The 20,524-nt window shown below is 68.7% G+C and carries 16 protein-coding genes; 8 read left to right on the forward strand and 8 right to left on the reverse strand.

The window, feature by feature from the left end; genetic code table 11:
- Positions 1-123 precede the first annotated feature (123 nt).
- The 4 genes from addB to AB7O82_RS12700 all read left to right on the forward strand — a co-directional run bounded on the left by addB (position 124) and on the right by AB7O82_RS12700 (position 8,339).
- Positions 124-3,063, forward strand: a complete 2,940-nt coding sequence (addB, locus tag AB7O82_RS12685; RefSeq protein ID WP_428546818.1) for a double-strand break repair protein AddB — start codon at positions 124-126, stop codon at positions 3,061-3,063.
- A gap of 181 nt (positions 3,064-3,244) precedes the next feature.
- A complete protein-coding gene (gene addA / locus AB7O82_RS12690) occupies positions 3,245-6,745 on the forward strand; it encodes a double-strand break repair helicase AddA (RefSeq protein ID WP_428619499.1) in 3,501 nt (1,166 codons plus the stop codon).
- Between the two features lie 85 nt (positions 6,746-6,830).
- Positions 6,831-7,151: a thioredoxin TrxA gene (gene trxA, locus AB7O82_RS12695; RefSeq protein ID WP_428546812.1), complete on the forward strand. Its 321-nt coding sequence runs from the start codon at positions 6,831-6,833 to the stop codon at positions 7,149-7,151.
- Between the two features lie 156 nt (positions 7,152-7,307).
- Complete coding sequence (locus AB7O82_RS12700; protein ID WP_428546809.1) at positions 7,308-8,339, forward strand: alpha/beta hydrolase family protein; 1,032 nt, start codon at positions 7,308-7,310, stop codon at positions 8,337-8,339.
- A gap of 154 nt (positions 8,340-8,493) precedes the next feature.
- On the opposite strand, the gene AB7O82_RS12705 is transcribed toward AB7O82_RS12700, so the two are convergent.
- The 3 genes from AB7O82_RS12705 to AB7O82_RS12715 form a co-directional block, all read right to left on the reverse strand.
- Positions 8,494-9,789 (reverse strand): bifunctional folylpolyglutamate synthase/dihydrofolate synthase, encoded by a 1,296-nt coding sequence (locus AB7O82_RS12705; RefSeq protein WP_428619502.1) that lies wholly within the window; start codon positions 9,787-9,789, stop codon positions 8,494-8,496.
- Between the two features lie 207 nt (positions 9,790-9,996).
- Positions 9,997-10,896, reverse strand: coding sequence for an acetyl-CoA carboxylase, carboxyltransferase subunit beta (accD, locus tag AB7O82_RS12710; protein ID WP_428546803.1), 900 nt, complete (start codon positions 10,894-10,896; stop codon positions 9,997-9,999).
- A gap of 134 nt (positions 10,897-11,030) precedes the next feature.
- Entirely contained in the window at positions 11,031-12,245 is a 1,215-nt protein-coding gene (locus AB7O82_RS12715) for a D-alanyl-D-alanine carboxypeptidase family protein (RefSeq protein ID WP_428619505.1), read from the reverse strand.
- Positions 12,246-12,315: 70 nt separating this feature from the next.
- Between AB7O82_RS12715 and AB7O82_RS12720 the strand changes: the two genes are divergently transcribed.
- From AB7O82_RS12720 to AB7O82_RS12730, 3 genes are read left to right on the forward strand one after another with little or no spacing between them, the layout of a single operon-like run.
- The gene (locus AB7O82_RS12720) at positions 12,316-12,972 is read left to right on the forward strand and encodes an MBL fold metallo-hydrolase (protein ID WP_428546797.1); all 657 of its coding nucleotides are present in this window, start codon (positions 12,316-12,318) and stop codon (positions 12,970-12,972) included.
- Positions 12,969-13,994 carry an LLM class flavin-dependent oxidoreductase gene (locus AB7O82_RS12725; RefSeq protein ID WP_428546794.1) on the forward strand — a complete coding sequence of 342 codons (1,026 nt, stop codon included), beginning with the start codon at positions 12,969-12,971 and terminating at the stop codon, positions 13,992-13,994. Before AB7O82_RS12720 ends, AB7O82_RS12725 begins: the two co-directional genes overlap by 4 nt.
- 15 nt (positions 13,995-14,009) lie before the next feature.
- A complete protein-coding gene (locus AB7O82_RS12730) occupies positions 14,010-15,224 on the forward strand; it encodes a CaiB/BaiF CoA transferase family protein (protein WP_428546791.1) in 1,215 nt (404 codons plus the stop codon).
- Positions 15,225-15,248: 24 nt separating this feature from the next.
- Here AB7O82_RS12730 and AB7O82_RS12735 read toward each other — a convergent pair whose 3' ends face one another.
- A complete protein-coding gene (locus tag AB7O82_RS12735; protein ID WP_428546788.1) occupies positions 15,249-16,121 on the reverse strand; it encodes an HpcH/HpaI aldolase/citrate lyase family protein in 873 nt (290 codons plus the stop codon).
- Positions 16,122-16,318: 197 nt separating this feature from the next.
- On the opposite strand from AB7O82_RS12735, the gene AB7O82_RS12740 reads away from it, so the two are divergent.
- Positions 16,319-16,837 carry a DUF1993 domain-containing protein gene (locus tag AB7O82_RS12740; protein ID WP_428546785.1) on the forward strand — a complete coding sequence of 173 codons (519 nt, stop codon included), beginning with the start codon at positions 16,319-16,321 and terminating at the stop codon, positions 16,835-16,837.
- Between the two features lie 110 nt (positions 16,838-16,947).
- Here the strand turns inward: AB7O82_RS12740 and AB7O82_RS12745 are convergent, their stop codons facing one another.
- From AB7O82_RS12745 to AB7O82_RS12760, 4 genes are all read right to left on the reverse strand, one after another.
- The gene (locus AB7O82_RS12745; RefSeq protein WP_428619508.1) at positions 16,948-17,475 is read right to left on the reverse strand and encodes a (R)-mandelonitrile lyase; all 528 of its coding nucleotides are present in this window, start codon (positions 17,473-17,475) and stop codon (positions 16,948-16,950) included.
- A 223-nt stretch (positions 17,476-17,698) separates the two neighbouring features.
- Positions 17,699-18,682: a D-2-hydroxyacid dehydrogenase gene (locus AB7O82_RS12750; RefSeq protein WP_428546782.1), complete on the reverse strand. Its 984-nt coding sequence runs from the start codon at positions 18,680-18,682 to the stop codon at positions 17,699-17,701.
- Between the two features lie 16 nt (positions 18,683-18,698).
- Positions 18,699-19,403, reverse strand: coding sequence for a hypothetical protein (locus AB7O82_RS12755; protein WP_428619511.1), 705 nt, complete (start codon positions 19,401-19,403; stop codon positions 18,699-18,701).
- A 79-nt stretch (positions 19,404-19,482) separates the two neighbouring features.
- Positions 19,483-20,154, reverse strand: coding sequence for a glycoside hydrolase family 25 protein (locus AB7O82_RS12760; protein ID WP_428546776.1), 672 nt, complete (start codon positions 20,152-20,154; stop codon positions 19,483-19,485).
- Positions 20,155-20,524 lie beyond the last annotated feature (370 nt).

Raw genomic sequence — 20,524 nt, forward strand, 5'->3', positions numbered from 1 at the left:
TGGAAGGGACTTCCACCCTCCAAGCCAGACACACTCGCGGTCGCACGAGCGCGCCACTCCTGTGGCGCTCATGGGCTGTATGATCAACGAGAAGAGCGCCACTGGAGTGGCGCGCTCCCGGCGATGACGCGTGTCTTCACTATCGGGCTCGACCGTCGCTTCGTCGACGTCCTGGCGCGCGGCATCCTGGCCGCCCATGGCGAGGATCCTCTTGCGCTGGCCGATGCGCTGATCCTGCTGCCGACGCGGCGCTCGGTACGGGCGCTGCGCGAGGCATTCCTGCGTGCCTCGGACGGCAGGCCTCTGCTGCTGCCGCGGCTCGCGCCACTGGGCGACGTCGACGATGGCGCTTGGGAGCCGATCGCCGGCGATGACGCCGGGGCCCTCGCCTTGCCGCCGGCCATTGAACCGGCCGAGCGCGAAGCGCTGCTCGCCCAGCTGGTCACCGCCTTCACCGACGAGGATGGCCAGCGGGTCGCGCAATCGGCGGCGCAGGCGCTGAAGCTCGCACGCGAGCTCGCCAGCCTGATCGACGAGCTCGCCATCGAGGGCGTGGCATTCGATCGGCTGGCCGGGCTCGTCGACAGCACTTTCGCCAGCCACTGGCAGCGTACGCTGCGCTTCCTCGCCATCGTCGGCGAGCACTGGCCGGGGATCCTGGCCGAGCGCGGCCAGATCGACGCGATCGACCGGCGCACGCGATCGATCCGTGCCCAGGCCGAGCGCTGGCGCGCCCGTCCGCCGGCGACACCGGTGATCGCCGCCGGCTCGACCGGCTCGCAGCCGGCGACTCGCGAACTGCTCGCCGTCATCTCCGGCCTGCCCAAGGGCGCGGTCGTGCTGCCCGGACTCGATCGCGACATCGACGAGGCGAGCTGGCTGGCACTCGACCCCTCGCATCCGCAGTTCGGCCTGCGCGAGCTCCTGCAGGCACTGAACGTCGAGCGCAGCGAAGTCGCCGAATGGCCAGGCAGCGGAACCTCGGCAGCGCGCGCGAGACTGGCGAGCGAGCTGATGCGGCCGGCCGAGACCAGCGAGGCGTGGGTGCGCCCACCCGTCTCGTCGCTCGAGCACGTGACGCGCGCCGATTGCGCGACGCCGCACCACGAAGCGGTGGTCATCGCCCTGGCGCTGCGCGAGGTGCTCGAGGCGCCGGGCCGCACCGCGGCGCTGGTGACGCCCGACCGCACGCTGGCGCGCCGCGTCGCCGCCGAGCTCAGGCGCTGGAAGATCGACATCGACGATTCGGCCGGCCAGCCGCTCAGCCACACGCCGCCCGCGGCGCTGCTGCAGCTGCTGGTCGATGCCGTCGACCAGCGCTTTGCACCGGTGGCGCTGTTGGCGCTGCTCAAGCATCCGCTCGCCACCCTGGGCGGCACGCGCGGCACGCTGCTCGCCACGACTCGGCGGCTCGACGCCAGATGCCTGCGCGGCCTGAAGCCGGCGCCAGGGCTCGACGAGATCCGCGCCCGGCTGGCCGAGGCGAAGTTCGGCGATCCCGCCGAGCGCGACCGCATCGGGGAGCTGCTCGATCGGCTCGACTCGGCGACCGCCGGGCTGGGGCAGGCGATGGAAGCGGGCGCGCCACCCGACCGCCTGCTCGACGCCACGATTGCCAGCGCCGAACAGCTCGCCGCGTCGCAATCGCTATGGTCGGGGGAGGCTGGCGAGGCGCTGGCCGATGCGCTGGCCCGCCTGCGCGGCGCCTGGCGGGGGCGCGAGGCGATCCCCGGCCGAGAATGGCCGGCGCTGCTCGCCGCCATGCTCGAGCCGGAGACCGTGCGGCCGGCCTATGGCCGCCATCCGCGGCTCGCCATCTGGGGGCCGCTCGAGGCCCGTCTGCAGCGTGCCGATCTCGTGGTGCTGGGCGGGCTCAACGAGGGCACCTGGCCGCCGTCGGTCGACACCGGTCCGTGGATCAACCGGCCGATGCGCGCCGCGCTTGGCCTGCCGCAGCCGGAGCGCCGCGTCGGCCTGTCGGCGCACGATTTCACGGAAGCGCTGGGCGCCGAGCGCGTGCTGCTGACCCGCGCCGAGCGCGAAGGCGGCGCGCCCACGGTGCCGTCGCGCTGGCTCGCCCGACTCGACGCGCTGTTCGGCTACGAGCCCGGCGCGCCGGCGCCGCCGCCCGAGTACATCCAGCGCGGTCGGCACAGCCTGCTCGCCTGGGCCGAGGCGATCGACGCGCCGACGACCTACGCGCCCAGGCTCAGGCCCGAGCCTCGCCCGCCGGTCGAGGCGCGGCCCACGGTGCTGCCGGTCTCGAGCATCGAGCAGTGGCGGCGCGATCCGTACGGGCTCTATGCGCGGCGCATCCTCGGCCTGCGCCTGCTCGATCCGCTGGAGGCCGAGCTCGGTGCCGCCGAGCGCGGCACCGCCCTGCACGCCGCCTTCGACGAGTTCCTGAAGACCCATCCGTCGGGCCTGCTGCCAACCGATGCGCTGGCGCGCTTCGAAGCCATGGGCGAGCGCCATCTTGCCGAGGTGCTGGCGGCGCCGGCCGAGCGCGCATTCTGGTGGCCGCGCTTCAGGCGCCTGGCGCGCTGGTTCGTCGCCACCGAGAATGCGCGCCGCCACGCCGGCACGCGGGTACTGGGCAGCGAGATCGACGGCGCCCTCCAGCTCGGGCCGCTGCGCATCGAGGCGCGTGCCGACCGCATCGACGAGATCGGCCCCGGCGTGTGGGAGATCATCGACTACAAGACCGGCCGGGTGCCGCAGAAAAAGGAGATGGAGGCGCTGTTCGCGCCGCAGCTGCTGCTCGAGGCGGCGATGGGCGAGCGCGGCGGCTTCGCCACGCTGCCGGGCCGCGCTGGCAGCGCGCACCTGTCCTACTGGCAGGCCAACGGGCTGGGCGACGGCGGCTCGGTGAACGCCGTCGAGAACAGCGACGAGCTGGTGCCGCGCATGCTCGCCCTGGTCGAGCGCATGGCAACGCACTACGCCTCGCCCGACACGCCCTACCGCGCCGTGCCGTGGTCGGCCTTCATGCCGTTCTTCAACGACTACAAGCACCTCGAGCGCATCGCCGAATGGTCGACCGCCGGCGGAGACGAGGAATGAGGGGAAACACGATTCATTGCTGGGAGCGCGCCACTGCAGTGGCGCGTCATCTGTGTTGCCAACGAAGATCGCGCCACTGCAGTGACGCGCCCCCAGCGATGAGAGTCTTGCCTCATGCGGACCGCGGGCGTCTCGCCCGCTCTTCTCGTGAGGGGGCGAGACGCCCGCGGTCCGGAAGACAATGACCGACGCCCTCACCCTCGCCACCGAGGCGCAGCGGCTGGCGACGACGCCGGGGCATTCGGCGTGGGTCGAGGCCAATGCCGGCACCGGCAAGACCAAGGTGCTGACCGATCGCGTGACCCGGCTGCTGCTCGATCGCGTGCCGCCCCAGCGCATCCTCTGCCTCACCTTCACCAAGGCGGCGGCGGCCGAGATGCGCAACCGCCTGGCCAGCCAGCTCGGCCGCTGGGCGCTCGCCAGCGACGCCGGACTCGACGACGAGATCGCCCAGCTGATCGACCGCCGGCCCGAGCCCGACGAGCGCGTGGTGGCCCGCCGGCTGTTTGCCCGCGTGCTCGACGCGCCGGGCGGCATCAACATCCTCACCATCCACGCCTTCTGCCAGGCGCTGCTCAAGCGCTTCCCCCTGGAGGCCGGCGTGGCGCCGGGATTCGAGGTGCTCGACGAGGCCGAGGCCCGGGCGCTGCTGCAGCAAGCGCGCGATCAGCAGATGGAAGCGCTGGCGGGCGACGCGGCGCCGGCCGATCTCGCCGAGGCGCTTGCCGTCGTGGCCAACAAGGTGTCGGTCGCCGAGTACAGCCAGCTCCTGTCGAGCCTGCTCGGCGAGCGCGCCTGGCTGCTCAACCGCCTGCGCGATGCCGACGGCCTGCAGCGCCTGCGCGTGCGCCTGGCCCACGCGCTCGGCTCGGCACCCGACGACACCGGCGATGCGCTCACCGAGGCGGCCTGCCGCGATTCCGCCTTCGACAGGACCGGCCTCGCCGAGGCCGCGCGCGCCCTTGCCAAGGGCAGCCCGACCGATGCCGCGCGCGGCAAGGCAATCGCCGACTGGCTGGAAGCCGGCGACAACCGCGCCGCGCTGTGGTCGGACTACGCAGCGGTCTTCTTCACCAAGGACGGCCGCATCCAGGCCCGCCTCGCCACCAAGGCCGCGAGCGCCCGGATGTCGGACATCGATCGCGTCCTGCGCGGCGAGGCCGAGCGGCTGGAGGCGGCGCTCGAGCGCATCGCCGGCGCGGCGCTGGTCGACGGCACGGTGGCGCTGCTGCGGCTCGGCCTCGACATCGCCGGGCGATACGCCGAGGCCAAGCGCCGGCGCGCCGTGCTCGACTACGACGACCTGATCGTCCACACGCGCCGCCTGCTCGAGACGGCGGCCAGCGCCGCCTGGGTGCTCTACAAGCTCGACGGCGGCATCGATCACGTGCTGGTCGACGAGGCGCAGGATACCAACCCCGACCAGTGGGAGGTGATCCGCCGCCTGACCGAGGAGTTCTTCGCCGGCGAGAGCGCGGTCGAGCGGCCGCGCACCATCTTCGCCGTCGGCGACGCCAAGCAGTCGATCTTCGGCTTCCAGCGCGCCGATCCGCGCAAGCTCGAGGAGATGCGCCTGTGGTTCGGCGAGCGCACCGGGCTCGCCGCCCAGCGCTTCGTGCCGGTCGGCCTGCACGTCTCCTTCCGCTCGACCTCGGCGGTGCTCGACGCCGTCGACTGGGTGTTCGGCGAGCCCGCCGCGGCGAGCGGCGTCGCCTCCGCCGACATTGAGGTCGAGCATCTGGCGAGCCGCACCGGCGAGCCGGGCCGCGTCGAGGTCTGGCCGCTCGTCCGCGCCATCGAGAGCGAGACCGACACCAGCAACCTCGACTCGGCCGAGGCCGAGATGGCCGAGCCGCACGAGCGGCTCGCCCAGCTGATCGCCCGCCACGCGCGGGGCCTGATCGGCAGCGAGCGGCGGGCGCGCAAGGGCGAGCTCCTGCACGAGGGCCATTTCATGGTGCTGGTGCGCCGGCGCAACGCTTTCGTCCATGCGCTGGTGCGGGCGCTGAAGCATGAGCGCATCGAGGTCGCCGGCGTCGACCGGCTCGACCTCGCCGAGGAGCTCGCCATCCAGGACCTGATGGCCATAGCGCGGTTCGTGCTGCTGCCGCAGGACGACCTCAACCTCGCCTGCCTGCTGAAATCGCCCCTGATCGGCCTCGACGAGGACCAGCTTTTCACCCTGGCTTGGCAAAGGCGCGGCTCGCTGTGGCAGGCGCTCAGGGCGCGCGCCGGCGAGCCGGGCTTCGCGGAGGCCCATGCCCGTCTCGCCGACTGGCTTGGCCGCGCCGACCTCTCGACGCCGTTCGACTTCTTCGCCGACGCGCTCGGTCCCGCCGGCGGCCGCGTGCGCCTGCTCGAGCGGCTGGGCCGCGAGGCCGCCGATCCAATCGACGAGCTGCTGGCGCGGGCGCTGCAGTATCAGCAGGTCGAAGGCACCTCCCTGCAGGGCTTCGTGCGCTGGTTCGAGGCAGGCGGCGGCGACATCAAGCGCGACCTCGATCAGAATCGCCGCCGCGAGGTGCGCATCCTGACGGTGCACGCCTCGAAAGGCCTGCAGGCGCCGATCGTCTACCTGCCCGACACGACACGCGTGCCGCAGAACTACGAGCGGCTGCTCACCGCCGCGGACGGCGACACGCGCCTGTGGCTGCCGCGCGTGCGCGACGCCAATGCCGCGGCGCACGACTGGCGCGGCCGGGCGCGCGAGCGCGACCTGCAGGAGCAGAATCGCCTGCTCTATGTCGCCATGACGCGGGCCGAGGACCGGCTCTATGTCGGCGGCTGGATCAACGCCAGGGAACCGGACCGCGGCTGCTGGTACGAGCGCATCACCGCCGGCCTCAGGGCCAGCGGCGCCGCCGATCCCGACCGCGCCCCGGGACGCCATCGCGCGGTGGCTCGCAACTTCGACTTCACACCCCAACTCGGCGCGGCCGGCTGGGCAGGCGACGGATTCGAGCTCACCAACCCGGGTGAGATCACGATCGCCAAGCAGGCCGAGCTCGCCTTAGAGGGGGCGGCGCCGCTGCCAGCCTGGCTGAACAAGGATGCGCCGGCTGAGCCCGAGCCGCCCACTCCCCTGGCGCCCTCGCAGCCGCTGCCCGACGAAGGGGCGGCGCCGCCGCGCGCCTACAGCCCGCTGGCGTCAGGCGATCCGCGCCGCTTCGCGCGCGGGCTGCTGCTGCACGACCTGCTGCGCCACCTGCCGGCGCTGCCGGTCGCCGAGCGGGCCGCCGCCGCGCGGCGCTTTCTCGCCCAGCCGGCGCACGGGCTCGCGGCCGACGAGATCGCGCAATGGGCCGACGAGGCGCTCGCCGTGATCGCGGCGCCGGGCCATGCCGCGCTGTTCGCCGAGGGCTCGCGCGCCGAGGTGCCGCTGATCGGCACGGTGCGGACGGGACGCGGCGCCTTCACCGTCAGCGGCCAGGTCGATCGGCTTGCGGTGACGGCATCCGAGGTGCTGATCGTCGACTACAAGACCAACCGGCCACCACCAGCCCAGGTAGTCGACGTGCCGCTCGCCTACCGCCGCCAGCTCGCGCTCTATCGAGCGCTGCTCGAAGGCACCTATCCCGGGCGAACCGTAAGGGCATTCCTGCTCTGGACGGCGGCACCCCTGTTGATGGAGATCGATGCTGAAACGCTCGCCCGTTCAATGCCTTACGCGGCCGCATCTTGACTTGCCCGGGGCGCGTTCCTAGCTTCTTGGCCAAGGGCGGCGCCGGTCGATCGACCGGCCTGATTTGTTTTTGGGAGAAGTCCGGATGACCGTCAAAGCAACCGATGCCTCGTTCGAGCAGGAAGTCCTGAAGTCGGATACCCCCGTCCTGGTCGACTTCTGGGCCGAGTGGTGCGGCCCGTGCCGCATGATCGGCCCGTCGCTCGAGGACATCGCCAAGGAGATGGACGGCAAGCTCAAGGTCGTGAAGCTCAACATCGACGAGAACCCGATGGCGCCGACGCGCTACGGCGTCCGTTCGATCCCGACCCTGCTGCTGTTCAAGAACGGCCAGGTCGCCGCCACCAAGATCGGCGCCGAGCCGAAGCAGAAGCTGGTGAGCTGGATCAACACCGTCGTCAGCTGAGTTCCACACGAGCAGGCAGTATCAGACGCTGTTCCCTGGTTCCCGTGCCGTAATCGACTGCACGCCGAAGAAATCAAAGGTCTCTCGCTGCGCTCGGGATGACAGCGCCATGTCATCCCGCGCATGGCGAGGGACCTTTCGTTTGCTGAGAGTCCCATGAGGTCGCTGGCGGTCGCCGTTCTGGCGTTGCTGGGCCTCGCCCTGCTTGCCAGAGGCGCGGCGAGTGCCGATCCCGACTATGCGGCGCCCGGGCCCTTCACAATCCGGCAGATCGACGAGACCTGGACCGACGACTCGCGACAACGCGACATCCCGCTGCGCATCCGATTGCCCGAGAGCCGCGAGCCCGTGCCGGTAATCGTTTTCTCGCACGGGCTGGGTGGCTCGCGCGACGGCGGCCGGGAATGGGGCGAGCACTGGGCGAGCCGCGGCTTCGCGGTGATCCACGTCCAGCATCCCGGCAGCGACGAAGCCTTATGGAAGGACAAACCGGCCGGCGAGCGCTTCAGCGGCCTGCGCAGCGGCGCCACCCTGCAGCAGTTCCTGGCGCGCATCGCCGACATCAAGTTCGTCGTTGCCGATCTCGGCAGGAGGCAATCGGCCGGCGACCCTCTCGCCGCGCGCCTGAATCTCGACCGTCTCGGCATGAGCGGGCACTCGTTCGGCGCCGTCACGACGCTGTTTCTCGGCGGTCAGCGGCCCGCCCCGGGGATCGCCGATCGCTTGGCGGTCGGCCTGCCGGAAAGTCGGTTCAGCGCCTTCCTCGCCTTCAGCCCGCAGGCCCTGGGCGCCGATCCCGAGCATCAGTTCGCGGCCTTCAGGCGACCCGCCCTGCTGATCACAGGCACGCTCGATGGCCGGCCGTTCCCGGGGCTCGGAGCGACGGTCGAGCAACGGATGGTTCCCTTTGCGTCCATGCCGGCGACCGGCAACAAGTTCTTTCTCGTGATCGACCGGGCCGATCACATGTACTTCAATGGCACGCGCGGCTTGCGCGATCTGGGCGTCGGCGGACGCGAGACGATCGATTTCGCCACCGTCGAGGCACGCGGCTACACTTTGATCAAGGCCGTCTCCACCGCCTATTGGCTGGCCTATCTGCGCAATGACGGCGGCGCCCTCGGCTGGTTGAAGGGCGGCGAGGCGGCGTCCCTGGTCGCCGGCGACGGTAACCTCGAGATGAAGTGAGCGCTTCGCGTCGCTCGCTCATGTTCTTCCTGGACCGCAGGCGTCCCGCCCGCTCGTGATTTAATTCTTGAGCATGAGCGGGCGGGACGCCCGCGGTCTGGAAGACCATGAGGTCCAGCCTGAAAAACTTCAGTCAAGCCTGAAGAACTTCAGTCTACCCGTTGCGGGCGAGCACGGTGCCGGCGACGTAGAGCGAGCCGCAGATCAGGATGCGCATCGGCGCGGGCTGGGTGGCGAGCAGATCCTCCAGCGCCGAGCCGATGTCGGTGGTGGGGATGCAATCCAGCCCGACATCGTTGGCGCGCGCCGAGGCCTCTTGGGGCGTATAGGCGGAATGGCCCTCGATGGGCACGGCACGCGCGCTCGCGGCATGGCGCGCCAACGGCCGCAGGAAGCCGGTGGCGTCCTTGGTGGTCAGCATGCCGAACACGAGATGGAGCGGCAGCGGCGCCGGCTCCTTCGCCCATTCGACGGCCTGGCGGGCAAGCGCGATGCCGCAATCCTCGTTGTGGCCGCCGTCGAGCCATAGCTCGCAGCCCGGCAGCAGCGCATCGACCAGGGGCCCACGCGTCAGCCGCTGCAGGCGCGCCGGCCAGTCGACCGAGGCGAGACCCTTCACGATCGCCGCATCGTCGATGCGAACCCGCGCCGCGCGCAGCCGCTCGATGCAGGCAACGGCGGTCGCCGCATTGTCGAGCTGGTGCACGCCGACCAGCGCCGGCGCCGGCAGGTCGAGCCCGGCATGGTCGCTCTCGTAGCGGAAGCCCGACGCGGTCGGCGTCACCTGCCATTCGCGGCCGAGACGGAACAGCGGGGCGGCGAGCCGGCCCGCCTCCTCCTCGATCACCCCGGCGCTGACGTCGCGCTGGCGGCCGATCACCGCCGGCACGGCGTGCTTCAGGATGCCGGCCTTCTCGCGCGCGATGCCGTCGAGCTTGTCGCCCAGGAATCCGGTGTGATCGAAGCCGATCGGCGTGATCGCCGACAACACGGGATCGATCACGTTGGTGGCGTCGTGCCGGCCGCCCAACCCGACCTCGATCACCGCCAGGTCGGCCGGCACGCGCGCGAAGGCGAGATAGGCCGCCGCCGTCGTGATCTCGAAGAAGGTGATCGGCTTCTCGCCGTTGGCCTGCTCGCAATCGGTGATCAGCTCATCGAGCGCATCGTCGTCGATGATCTTGCCGGCGACGCGAATGCGCTCGTTGAAGCGCACCAGATGCGGCGAGGTATAGACATGCACGCGGTAGCCGGCCGCCTCGGCCATGGCGCGCAGGTAGGCGACCAGCGAGCCCTTGCCGTTGGTGCCGGCGACATGGATGGCCGGCGGCAGGCGGCGCTGCGGATTGCCCAGCCTGTCGAGCAGCGCCTCGATGCGCCCGAGCCCGAGATCGATCGAGCGCGGTTGCAACCGCTTGACGCGCTCGACCTGGGGATCGATCTGGCTCATGCGACGTTCATTCACCTCCCCCGCTCTGCTGGGGTGGTGCCCCGACATACGGGGCGGTGGGGCCATGGTCTTCCGGACCGCGGGCGTCTCGCCCGCTCATGAGCTTGAGCGGGCGAGACGTCCGCGGTCCAAGCTCATGACCCCTCCGTCGCCGTAAGACGGCGACACCTCCCCAGCGAAGCTGGGGAGGAGAAGAGAAGGCCACCCTCATCGCGCCGCGGCCGCCGGCACTTGCGCGGGTGCCGGTGCCGGCGCGCTCGACTCCATCAGCAGCGTGATCAGCCGGACCAGGGTCTCGCGCATCTTGTGGCGATGCACGACGGCGTCGACCATGCCGTGCTCGAGCAGGTATTCCGAGCGCTGGAAGCCTTCCGGCAACTCCTGGCGAATGGTGTCCTGGATGACGCGCTGGCCGGCGAAGCCGATGATGGCGTCGGGCTCGGCGAGATGGATGTCGCCCAGCATGGCGAACGAGGCCGACACGCCGCCGGTCGTCGGATCGGTCAGCACGACGATGTAGGGCAGGCCGGCCTGCTTGACCTTGCGCACGGCGATGGTGGTTCGCGTGAGCTGCATCAGCGACAGAATGCCCTCCTGCATGCGCGCGCCGCCCGAGGCCGAGAACGCGATCAGCGGCGCATTGCGGGCGATGGCGAGCTCGGCCGCCATCACCATCCCCTCGCCCACCGCCGTGCCCATCGAGCCGCCCATGAAGCCGAAATCGAGCAGCGCCACCACCGCGGCGCGCCCGCCCATGGTGCCGCTCGCCACGACCAGCGCGTCGCTCGCGCCGTCGGCCTTGGCCTGCGCTTCCTTGAGCTGGGCGTCGTAGCGCTTGGTATGGCGGAACTTCAGTGGATCGGCGATCACGCGCGGCAGCGGATGGAGCTCGAACTTGCCGTCGTCGAACAGGTGCGGCAGCCGCTTCATCGGCCGGATGCGCATGTGATGGCCGCAATGGGTGCAGACTTCCTGGTTGGCCTCCCAGTCGCGCATGAACAGCATCTGCTCGCACTTGGGGCACTTCAGCCACAGGTTCTCCGGTGCCTCCTTGCGCGCGACCAGAGCTCGCAGCTTGGGCCGGACGAAATTGGTCAGCCAGTTCATGGGCGCGGCCACTTCATGGGCGCGGTATGCCACGAATGCCGGGGCCGGCCAAGGCGGTCATGCTCTTCCGGACCGCGGGCGTCTCGCCCGCCTCATGAATCATGAGCGGGCGAGACGCCCGCGGTCCAGAAGAGTTAACGCCAGAAGCCGCTGAACGGGGCCACGAATTCCTGGGGCTTCTTCACCTGGCAGAACAGCTTGCGTCTCGCGTAGTCGGAGCATAGGCGCTCCGCGGCGGCCGGCTCGAGATCGGCGATGATGGCGGCCTGCCGGGTCACCTTGTTGGTGGTCACCGGCAGGATGTACTCCTTGCCGAGCCGCGTGATGCCGAGTCGCGTGAGGTTGGATTGCCCGACGTCGTAGACATGGCGCGCGCTCTTCCAGTCGGGATAGGTGCCGAGCCACGCCGCATCACCCGGCATGTCGTAGCGGATGGTGCCGCACTCCCCCTGCGGCAATACGGTGGCCGGTCCGCCGGTGCCATTGCGCATCTGCCAGATCTTCGGCCGGTTGCCGCCGGTCTTCAGGGAATAGGCTTCGTCGAGCAGGCGGACCAGGAACTCGTCCCGCAGGTCGGCGCGGCGGAAGCCGAACGCCACCGCAATCAGGCGCCGGCCATCGCGCACCGCGCTGCCGACGATGTTGAAGCCCGAGGCGCAGATGAAACCGGTCTTCAGCCCGTCGGCATAGGGTGCGTAGAGATCGAGGAATTTCATGCCTGGCCCGATGCGGACCTTGCCGAACATGAATTCCTGGGTGTGAAAGTAGCCGTAGTATTCGGGGAACTGCTTGATCAGCACCATGGCGAGCACTGCCATGTCGCGCGCCGTGGTCATCTGATTCGAGTCGGGCCAGCCGCTGGCGTTGCGGAACTGGGTGGCGTTCATGCCGATCCGCGCCGCCGTCTCGGTCATGCGCAGCGCAAAGGCAGCGGTCGAACCCGATATCAGCTCACCCAGCGCCGTCGCCGTGTCGTTGGCCGAACGCGCGACCAGCGACTGCAGCGCCTGCTCGACCGTGATCGCTTGGCCGGGGCCGACGCCGAGCTTGGAGGGCGGCTGGGATCGCGCGTGCTCGGAGAACGGCACCGCCGACGCCAGGGTCAGCCGGCCTGCCCTGAGCTCCTCGAAGACGATGTACATCGTCATCATCTTGGTGAGCGACGCCGGGTACCAGAAGGCGCCGGCGTTGCGCTCCAGCAGGGTCTCGCCGCTCTCGGCATCGACCACCACGTAGGGGCCGGCCTGCACCGGGCCGGAGGGCGAGGCCACCGCCGCGATCTGGGCCCGCGCCGGGGCCAGGGAGAGGCCGATCAGGCCGAGAAGGCAGAGCAGAAGTCGCTGGTTCATTGCCGCCGACGCATGGAGAGCAGCACCATACGCCCTTCCGCGCGGCCGCGGGAGGCATTAGATCGGTGCCATGCTCAAGATCATGATCGCCCCCGTCACCCCGTTCCAGCAGAACTGCTCCATCATCTGGTGCGACGAGACCATGCAGGGCGCCGCCGTCGACCCGGGCGGCGATTTCGACCATCTGCGTCAGGCGATCGAGCAGCAGGGCATCGAAATCGCCAAGGTGCTGCTGACCCACGGACATGTCGACCACGCCTCGGCCGCCGGCACCATGGCCGACCACTACGGTGTCAAGATCGAGGGTCCGCACCGCGACGACCTCTACCTGATCGAGGGCCTGCCCGACTCGGGCGCCAAGTACAATTTCCCGGCCTACAAGCCGTTCGTGCCCGACCGCTGGCTGGACAACGGCGAGACGGTGAGCCTGGGCAACCTCATCTTCGACGTCGTGCACTGCCCGGGCCACACGCCGGGCCATGTCGTATTCGTGCACCGGCCGTCCAAGGTCGCCTTCGTGGGCGACGTGCTGTTCCGCGGCTCGATCGGCCGCACCGATTTTCCGCGCGGCAACCACGAGCAGCTGCTCGGCTCGATCCGCAACCGGCTGTGGCCGTTCGGCGACGACATCACCTTCGTGCCCGGCCACGGCCAGACCTCGACCTTCGGCTGGGAACGCAAGACCAACCCCTACGTCGCCGACCTGCTGTTCGACGACGACCAATGAGCGATCTCACTTACGGCCTGTTCGTGCGCGGCCAGTATCACGCCGGCGACGACATGAGGAAGCGGTTCGAGGAGGTGAAGGCGCAGGTGCGCCTGGCCGATCAGCTCGGCTTCTCCGATCTGCTGACCGGCATGCACTATGCGGCGGCGCCGTTGCAGCAATACCAGCTGATCCCGCTGCTGGCGCGCCTGCTGGCCGAGACCGAGCGCATGCGCATCATCACCGGCATCATCCTGTTGTCGCTGCACAAGCCGCTCGACATCGCCGAGCAGCTCGCAACGCTCGACGTCATGTCCGGCGGGCGCCTGGTGTTCGGTGCCGGGCTGGGGTACCGCGACGTCGAGTTCAGGGCCTTCGGCACCACGGCGCAGGAGCGCGTGCAGCGCCTGGAGGAGAACCTCGAAGCCATCAAGCGGCTATGGACCGAGAACGACGTCTCGATCAAGGGTTCGCATTTCGAGCTGGATCGAGCCACGGTGTCGCTGAAGCCGCTACAGAAGCCCCATCCGCCGATCTGGCTCGGCGCCAATGCCGATGTGGCGGTGCGGCGCGCCGCGCGACTGGCCGACACCTGGTTCATCAACCCGCATCAGCGGATGGACACGATCGAGCGCCAGCTGTCGATCTACACGAAGGCTCTGGACGAGCTCGGCAGGCCGATGCCCGACGAGCTGCCGCTGATGCGCGAGATCTTCGTTGCGCGCACGCGTGCCGAGGCAATCCGGCTGGCGCGCCCGTATCTCGAGGAGAAGTACAAGGTCTACCAGCAGTGGGGGCAGCAGAAGGCGATGCCCAAGGGAGACGACGACCTCTCGCTCGCCTTCGACGAGCTCACCCGCGATCGCTTCCTGCTGGGATCGCCCGACGAGGTCGCCGAGCAGATCGTCGGCTACAACCGGCGCCTTGGTGTCAACCGCATGATCCTGTCCGTGCACTGGGTCGGCATGCCGCATTCGCAGGTGGTCGACACCATGAGCCTCTTCGCCGCCGAGGTCATGCCGAAGGTGGCGCAGGCGCTTTAGACAAGGAACCACACCGTGTCCGACTATGCTTCCAGCAACCGCCCGCTCACCGGGCTGCGCGTCATCGACATCGCCACCTACATAGCGGCGCCGTACTGCGCGACCATCATGGCGGAGTTCGGCGCGGAGGTGATCAAGGTGGAGCAGCCCGGGATCGGCGACCCGTGCCGCAGGCTCGGCACGCCGAGCGAGTGCGGCGACACGCTGGTCTGGCTTTCGGAAGCGCGCAACAAGAAGTCGGTGACGCTCAATCTCAAGTCGCCCAAGGGCGCGGCCATCCTCAAGCAACTGGTCGCGAAGGCCGACGCGCTGACCGAGAACTTCCAGCCGGGCACGCTGGAAGGCTGGGGTCTGGGTTGGGACGTGCTGAGTGCCGTCAATCCGCGCCTCGTGATGCTGCGCGTCTCGGGCTATGGCCAGACCGGGCCGTACAGCCACAAGCCCGGATTCGGGCGGATCGGCAACGCCTTCGGCGGCATCTCCTTCCTGGCCGGCGACCCGGACGGGCCACCAGTGACACCGGGCTCGGCAACGCTCGCGGACTACATGGCCGGCCTTTACGGCGCGCTCGGCGTGATGATGGCGCTGCGCGCCCGCGACGCGACCGGCCGGGGCCAGCAGATCGACATCGGCCTTTACGAGCCGATCTTCCGCATCCTCGACGAGATGGCGCCGGCCTACGACAAGGTGGGTTTCATCCGCCAGCGCATGGGCGCGGCGGCCCCCAATGTCTGTCCGCACAGCCATTACCAGACCGGCGACGGACGCTGGATCGCCATTGCCTGCACCAACGACAAGATCTTCGCTCGCATGGCCCGCCTGATGGGGTGTCCCGAAGTGGCCGGCGAGGGCATCTACGGGACCATCGCCAGACGTGAGAAGCAGCGCGCTGCGGTCGACGGGCTTGTCGCCGCCTGGGCGAGGCAGCAGACGCAACAGGAGGCCGTGCGCCTTTGCGACGAGGCGGAAGTGCCCTGCGGCATCGTGGCATCGGTCGACGAGCTGTTCCGCGATCCGCACTACGCGGCACGCGGCAACATCGCCCGCGTGAGCGACCCGCGCGCCGGCGATCTCGCCGTGCCGAACGTGGTGCCTCGCCTCACCGACACGCCGGGTGGCGTCGACACGCTCGGCCCCGGCCTTGGCCAGCACAATGCAGAGGTTTACAGCAGGCTTCTGGGAATGACGCCCGCGGACCTGCGCGTGCTGGAGAGCGAAGGCGTTATCTGAGAGATCGCGAGCGACTGGGCCAGCCTACGTCCCCTCGCTGGCGGCCCGGGCTGCGTCGAGCGTGCGTTGGGCCTTGTAGACGATCGGGTAGTCGATGAAGAAGCCGTCCAGCTGGATCGACGAGGAGCCCGCACGCTCCGCCTCTGCGAAAGCAGCGACGACGCGCCGCGCGAAGGTGATCTCCTTCTCGGTCGGCGTGAAGGCGCGGTTCACCAGCTCGACCTGCGGCGGGTAGATGCACATCTTGCCCTGGAATCCGAGCTGCCTTGCCCGCTTCGCGGAGCTCGCAAGGCCATCGAGGTCGTTGATGTGTACCCACACCGTGTCGATCGGCGCTTCGAGGCCGCCGGCGCGCGACGCCACGACCATCTCTGCCCGTGCATGCTCCAGCTCGCTCTCGGCGAGCGTCCACTCCATGTTCACGTCGAGGGTGTAGTCTCCCGCGCCGAAGGCCATGCGCCTGACTCGCGTGCCGGCGGCAGCGATGGCCCGCACATTGGCGATGCCCTTCGCCGTTTCGATGATCGGGATGATGTCGACGCCGCCAACCGGCATGCTGCGCTCGCGCTCGAGCGCGGCGACCAGCCAGTCGAAGGCGATGATCTGTTCGCGGCTCTCGACCATCGGCAGGATGATGCCGTCGAGACCGGGACCGACCACCGCCACCGCATCGCCGTAACAAAATTCGGTGTTGAAGGCGTTGACACGAACGTAGGCACCACCCCGGCGCGGCCGTTTCAGCGCCTCGACGACGAGAGCGCGGGTCGCGACCTTCTCGGCCCTGGCGACCGCATCTTCCAGGTCGAGGATCACATTGTCGGCGCCGCAGCCGAAGACTTTCATGACCTTCCGCGCATGGTTGCCGGGAGCGAAGAGAAAGCTGCGATACGCGGGCATGGGGTTTTCCGTCGGAAGGTCAGCAATCATGCCAAAGCGATGGGGACCGGGCAAACCAGCCACCTCCTGCCTCGGCAGAAATCGATGCCGAGGCCGGCAAATGGCGCCTGCGAAATTGGCTTGTTTCCTGCTGTTGGCACGACGACGAGGCTGCGCCTATGGTCATCGCTTGGGATCCCTGGCGAAGGAGCAATCCAATGGCGTATTCCCTGTATGACGCAGCGGTAACCCCCTGCGCCCAGCAACTCGGCGCGCTGGCCGGCATCATCGACAAGGCGGCCGCGCACTGTGCCGCAAACAAGATCGAGGAATCCGCCCTGCTGCAGGACCGGCTGTATCCCGACATGTTCTGCCTCGCCCGGCAGATCCGCCAGTCGGCGGATTTCGCCATGAACACCGGCGGCCGCCTTGCGGGCGTTGCTCCTCCTGCCCTGCCGGCCGTCGACGACACCAGCTTCGCCGCCGCCAAGAGCCGTGTCGAAACGGCGTTGGGCTTCGTGAAGTCCCTGTCGCGCGCCCAGGTCGACGGCGCGGAGGACAAGGTCATCGCCTGGAGCGCCGGCGGCAACGAGAGGAAGTTGAACGGCAACGACTATCTGCAACAGTTCGCGCTGCCGAACTTCTTCTTCTTCGTGACGACGGCCTACGACATCCTGCGTCATCGCGGCGTGCCGATTGGCAAGCGGGACTTCCTCGGCCCGGTCAACTGGCTTTAGTTGGACGCACGACCTTCCGCTCGGCGGTTTCACGCCGAGCGGAAGGTGCTTCAGCCCGTCATCATCGAGTGGCCAAAGGCGCAGACATGCAGCGCCATGGCGGAGGCAATTCAGTCTTTCGCCGCCGTCTTGGTGTAGTCGGCGTCGCTCACCGGCTCGAGCCAGGTCGTCGCCTGGCCTTTTTCGTCGGTCTCCGACATCGCGAGATGGCACATCATCGTGTCCGGCGCCGAGCCGTGCCAATGCCGTGCGTTGGGCGGGATCACCACGGTATCGCCCGGCCGGATTTCCTGGACCGGTTGCCCGTCCAGCTGGTAGCGGCCGACGCCAGACAGCACGTAGAGGATTTGTCCGACCGCATGCTGGTGCCAGTTGGTGCGGCCACCCGGCATGAAGGTCACGCGCGATGCGCGCAGCCGCGAGGGGCCCTCGGGCGCCCACACCGGATCGGACATCACTGAACCGACGAAGTTCTTTGCTTCCGCCTTGTTTGTCGGGCGGGTCGAGGCGCGCATGATCCTGGGCTTCAACTGCTCCTCCCTTTTCCAGCGGCAGATTGCTGCCGCATCTATTCCGCCAACAGTCTCACCTTTCCCCTTCCCTGTCGACGGCGCGCAAATCAGGCCCGCGCTCTTCATTCTCCTCCCCGGCTTCGCTGCTACGGAGTGGACACATCTCGAATCCTCCCCCGTAAGACGTCGTAAGACGGGGGAGGGGGCATGACTCTTCGCTGGGAGCGCGCCACTCCCGTGGCGCTCTTCTTGCTTGATCACAGATCCCATGAGCGCCACGGAAGTGGCGCGCTCCCAGCAATGACCCCAAGCTTCGTTGGGAAGAAGAAGAGCCGCCGAATGCCCGCCTTCAGAACCAGGACGCCTTGTCGACCTGATTGCGCAGGGGGCGACCGGCACCGAAGGCGCGGCAATTGTCGGCCACGATCTCGAACCGGCGCTCGTCGAGATACGGCCCGTGTCCCGCCATGTGCGGTGTCAGCAGCACGTTCGGCAAGACCCACAGCGGATGCTCGCGCGGCAGCGGCTCCTGCTCGTAGACGTCGAGCGCCGCGCCGGCAATCTCGCCGGCTTGCAGCGCCGCGACCAGGTCATCCAGCCTGGTCGTCATGCCGCGGCCGATGTTGATGAAGAACGCCGTCCGCTTCATGCGCTGGAAGCGGGCGCGGTTGAAGAAACCTTCGGTCGCTGGCGTATGGGGCACTGTCAGGATGACGAAATCCGCGCGCGGCAGCAAGTCGTCCAGTGCGGCCGGCGGATGCAGCTCGCTCACCCCGGCAGGCGCCGACGTGCGGCGCGCATCGGTTGCCAGCACGGTCACGCCGAAAGCCGCGAGCAGGCGCGCTGCCTCGGCGCCGATGCCGCCGACGCCGACGATCAGGGCCGTCGCTTCGGGCAAGTGCACGACATCGCCCGTCTCCAGCGGGCTCTTCTTCCATTCGCGGCGCAGCTGCTGCGGAATGAACACATGCAGACCGCGGGCAAACGCCAGCACGAAAGCCAGGATGTGGGCGCCGATATGGTCGTTGAAGATCTCACGAAAATTCGTCACGCACACAGGATGGTCGACCAGCTCGGGATAATAGTAGCCGGCGGCCGGCGCCGCCTGGGGCGCCTGCAGCCAGCGCAAGCTGCTGGCTTTCGACAGGAGCTCCCTGCCGAGCCAGCCGAAGGCCGCTTCCGCGTCGACGATCTCCCGCGCCGCGGTGTCCACATCCTCGGCGACGACCACGCGGACCTCCGGCATGGCGTCGGCCAGGCGCCTGGCCCAACCACGGGTCGTGTCGGTCTGCGGCGGCAGCATGACGAACTTGAAGGAATTTCTGCTGACCATGGCGCTTCCTCTGTCTTTACGTGAGTCTGTACTGCCTTTGAAAGAACGCCGAATGCAGCCCGCCGTCGGGCGGTCTGGCTGCGATGTGTTGGGTGATCTGGGCGTTTTCCGAGCTGTTGCCGGCGACCATCAGCATGACGTGATTCACCGGGATGGTCTTGATCGTCTGCCGTCTCAACAGTTCGGCCAGAATGCAGTCCGGCTCACCCTCGGGAACCGGGATCCAGTATCTCAAAGCATTGAGCATGCTCTGTGTTCCAGGGTCGTGCTCCCTGTAGTCCCCGGCAACGTAGTGCGTACCCAGGGTTTCGATCCTGGCGATGCAGATTGGCTCTCCCGTACAATCCGGATCTTCCGCGCTATGGTCCGTATGCAGGCCATGCGGTTGGGGAGCCGTGAACCTGCCGTATGCATAGTGTCCTTTGCGATAGCGCGCCGACGGAACGAGCACGCTCATCATCGCATCGACCTCGTCATTATAGAGGCGCGCATGTCTCGACATGATATCCGAAGCACCGTCGTCTGCCCTTTCCGCCAGCCATCCGTCGCCAATGGATACCGTTCTGACATCGTCGAGCTGCCTGGCATTTTCATGGATCGTTTCACTTGCGGTCTTGCGGAAGCGGGCAATTGGCATGGGCAAGCGAGTATGCACCTCGCGATCATTGAAGTTCGCATGCATGCGTTCGATCAGAGACCATTGGCCGGGGGAGAACTGCAAGGGTTCCAACATCCGTAGTCTGGGCTGCAGGGCGGCCCATGCCTGATGAAGAGATGTCATAGCCTACTTGCCCATGACGTCAGTTGGCAGCGCCCCAGAACCGGTAGAGTGCCGTCGCATCGCCGTTGAACAGGTTGCGATCGCAGTGGCTGACGCCCCGCACGATGCTGGTCTGCCCGTAGGCGGGGCGGCTCTCGGTCTCGTCGCCGGCATACTGCCAGAGTCGCCAGCCGGTTCCCTCCCAGGCGAGCGGGATCTCGGGCGAGTCGTGATAGTCGGCGACCCACAGGCCGCAGCGCGCGAGGATCGACGCCGGCGTGATCCGGGCGCCGAGACTGAGGCCGGAGCCTGGCAGCGGATCGCCGTTGGCCCAGATCGGATGAACGTAGACCACCGGCAGCCGGCCCGTCGCCGCGGTCACTGCCCGCACGAACTCCTCGGCCTGCTCGATGCTCATGGAGTTCGACGGATTGTTTTCATTGGCCTCGAAGTCGAGGGCAAGAAGGGTTCTGGGGCCAGGTCGTGAAACGGCCAGGTAGAACGCCGCCTGTTGCGCACCCGACCATTGCCCAGTGCCGAAATGATAGGTGCCCCACAGCAATCCCGCCGCCTCGGCCTGTGGGCGTCTCGCAGCGCATCCCGGGTCGGCATAGTCGCCGCCTTCGGTCGCCTTATGGATGACGGCGAGGATGTTGCTCTGGCGCACCAATCGGAAGTCGGAGACGGTCACGCCTCGACTGATGTCGATCACCGCGTCCAATCCCAGCGACGCACGATCCGGCGGCGGAGGCGCGAGCGGATACTGATAGGGCGGCGGGGACGGCAAGGGCGTCCGGGGGGAACTGCATCCGGCCGCGGCTGAAGCGGCCAGGCCCGAAAGAGCGCTCCGGCGGGAAATCATGCGCCGACAGTAGGACGTTGCACGTCCGTGGCAAAGTCAGGCTCTGTCGGCGAGACTCCGTCTCGCCCGCGCCAGGCACCGGAGAGTGAGCGGACTTGTTCGACGGCGAGCGCGCTCCTCATATTGTCCTCCCCAGTTCGCTGGGGAGGCGCGCAGGCTGGCGGAGGGGTCATCGTCTTCCGGACCGCGGGCGTCTCGCCCGCTCATGCGCATGAGCGGG

The sequence above is a fragment of the Reyranella sp. genome, assembly GCF_050185545.1.
In the GTDB taxonomy this organism is placed as follows: domain Bacteria; phylum Pseudomonadota; class Alphaproteobacteria; order Reyranellales; family Reyranellaceae; genus Reyranella.

Coding starts and splice junctions, on each gene's coding strand:
- AB7O82_RS12700 (WP_428546809.1), top strand. CDS start 7,308: ATGAGGTCGCTGGCGGTCGCCGTTCTGGCGTTGCTGGGCCTCGCCCTG.
- AB7O82_RS12715 (WP_428619505.1), bottom strand. CDS start 12,245: ATGAACCAGCGACTTCTGCTCTGCCTTCTCGGCCTGATCGGCCTCTCC.
- AB7O82_RS12740 (WP_428546785.1), top strand. CDS start 16,319: ATGGCGTATTCCCTGTATGACGCAGCGGTAACCCCCTGCGCCCAGCAA.
- AB7O82_RS12750 (WP_428546782.1), bottom strand. CDS start 18,682: ATGGTCAGCAGAAATTCCTTCAAGTTCGTCATGCTGCCGCCGCAGACC.
- AB7O82_RS12745 (WP_428619508.1), bottom strand. CDS start 17,475: ATGAAGAGCGCGGGCCTGATTTGCGCGCCGTCGACAGGGAAGGGGAAA.
- trxA (WP_428546812.1), top strand. CDS start 6,831: ATGACCGTCAAAGCAACCGATGCCTCGTTCGAGCAGGAAGTCCTGAAG.
- accD (WP_428546803.1), bottom strand. CDS start 10,896: ATGAACTGGCTGACCAATTTCGTCCGGCCCAAGCTGCGAGCTCTGGTC.
- AB7O82_RS12735 (WP_428546788.1), bottom strand. CDS start 16,121: ATGCCCGCGTATCGCAGCTTTCTCTTCGCTCCCGGCAACCATGCGCGG.
- addA (WP_428619499.1), top strand. CDS start 3,245: ATGACCGACGCCCTCACCCTCGCCACCGAGGCGCAGCGGCTGGCGACG.
- AB7O82_RS12725 (WP_428546794.1), top strand. CDS start 12,969: ATGAGCGATCTCACTTACGGCCTGTTCGTGCGCGGCCAGTATCACGCC.
- AB7O82_RS12705 (WP_428619502.1), bottom strand. CDS start 9,789: ATGAGCCAGATCGATCCCCAGGTCGAGCGCGTCAAGCGGTTGCAACCG.
- addB (WP_428546818.1), top strand. CDS start 124: ATGACGCGTGTCTTCACTATCGGGCTCGACCGTCGCTTCGTCGACGTC.
- AB7O82_RS12720 (WP_428546797.1), top strand. CDS start 12,316: ATGCTCAAGATCATGATCGCCCCCGTCACCCCGTTCCAGCAGAACTGC.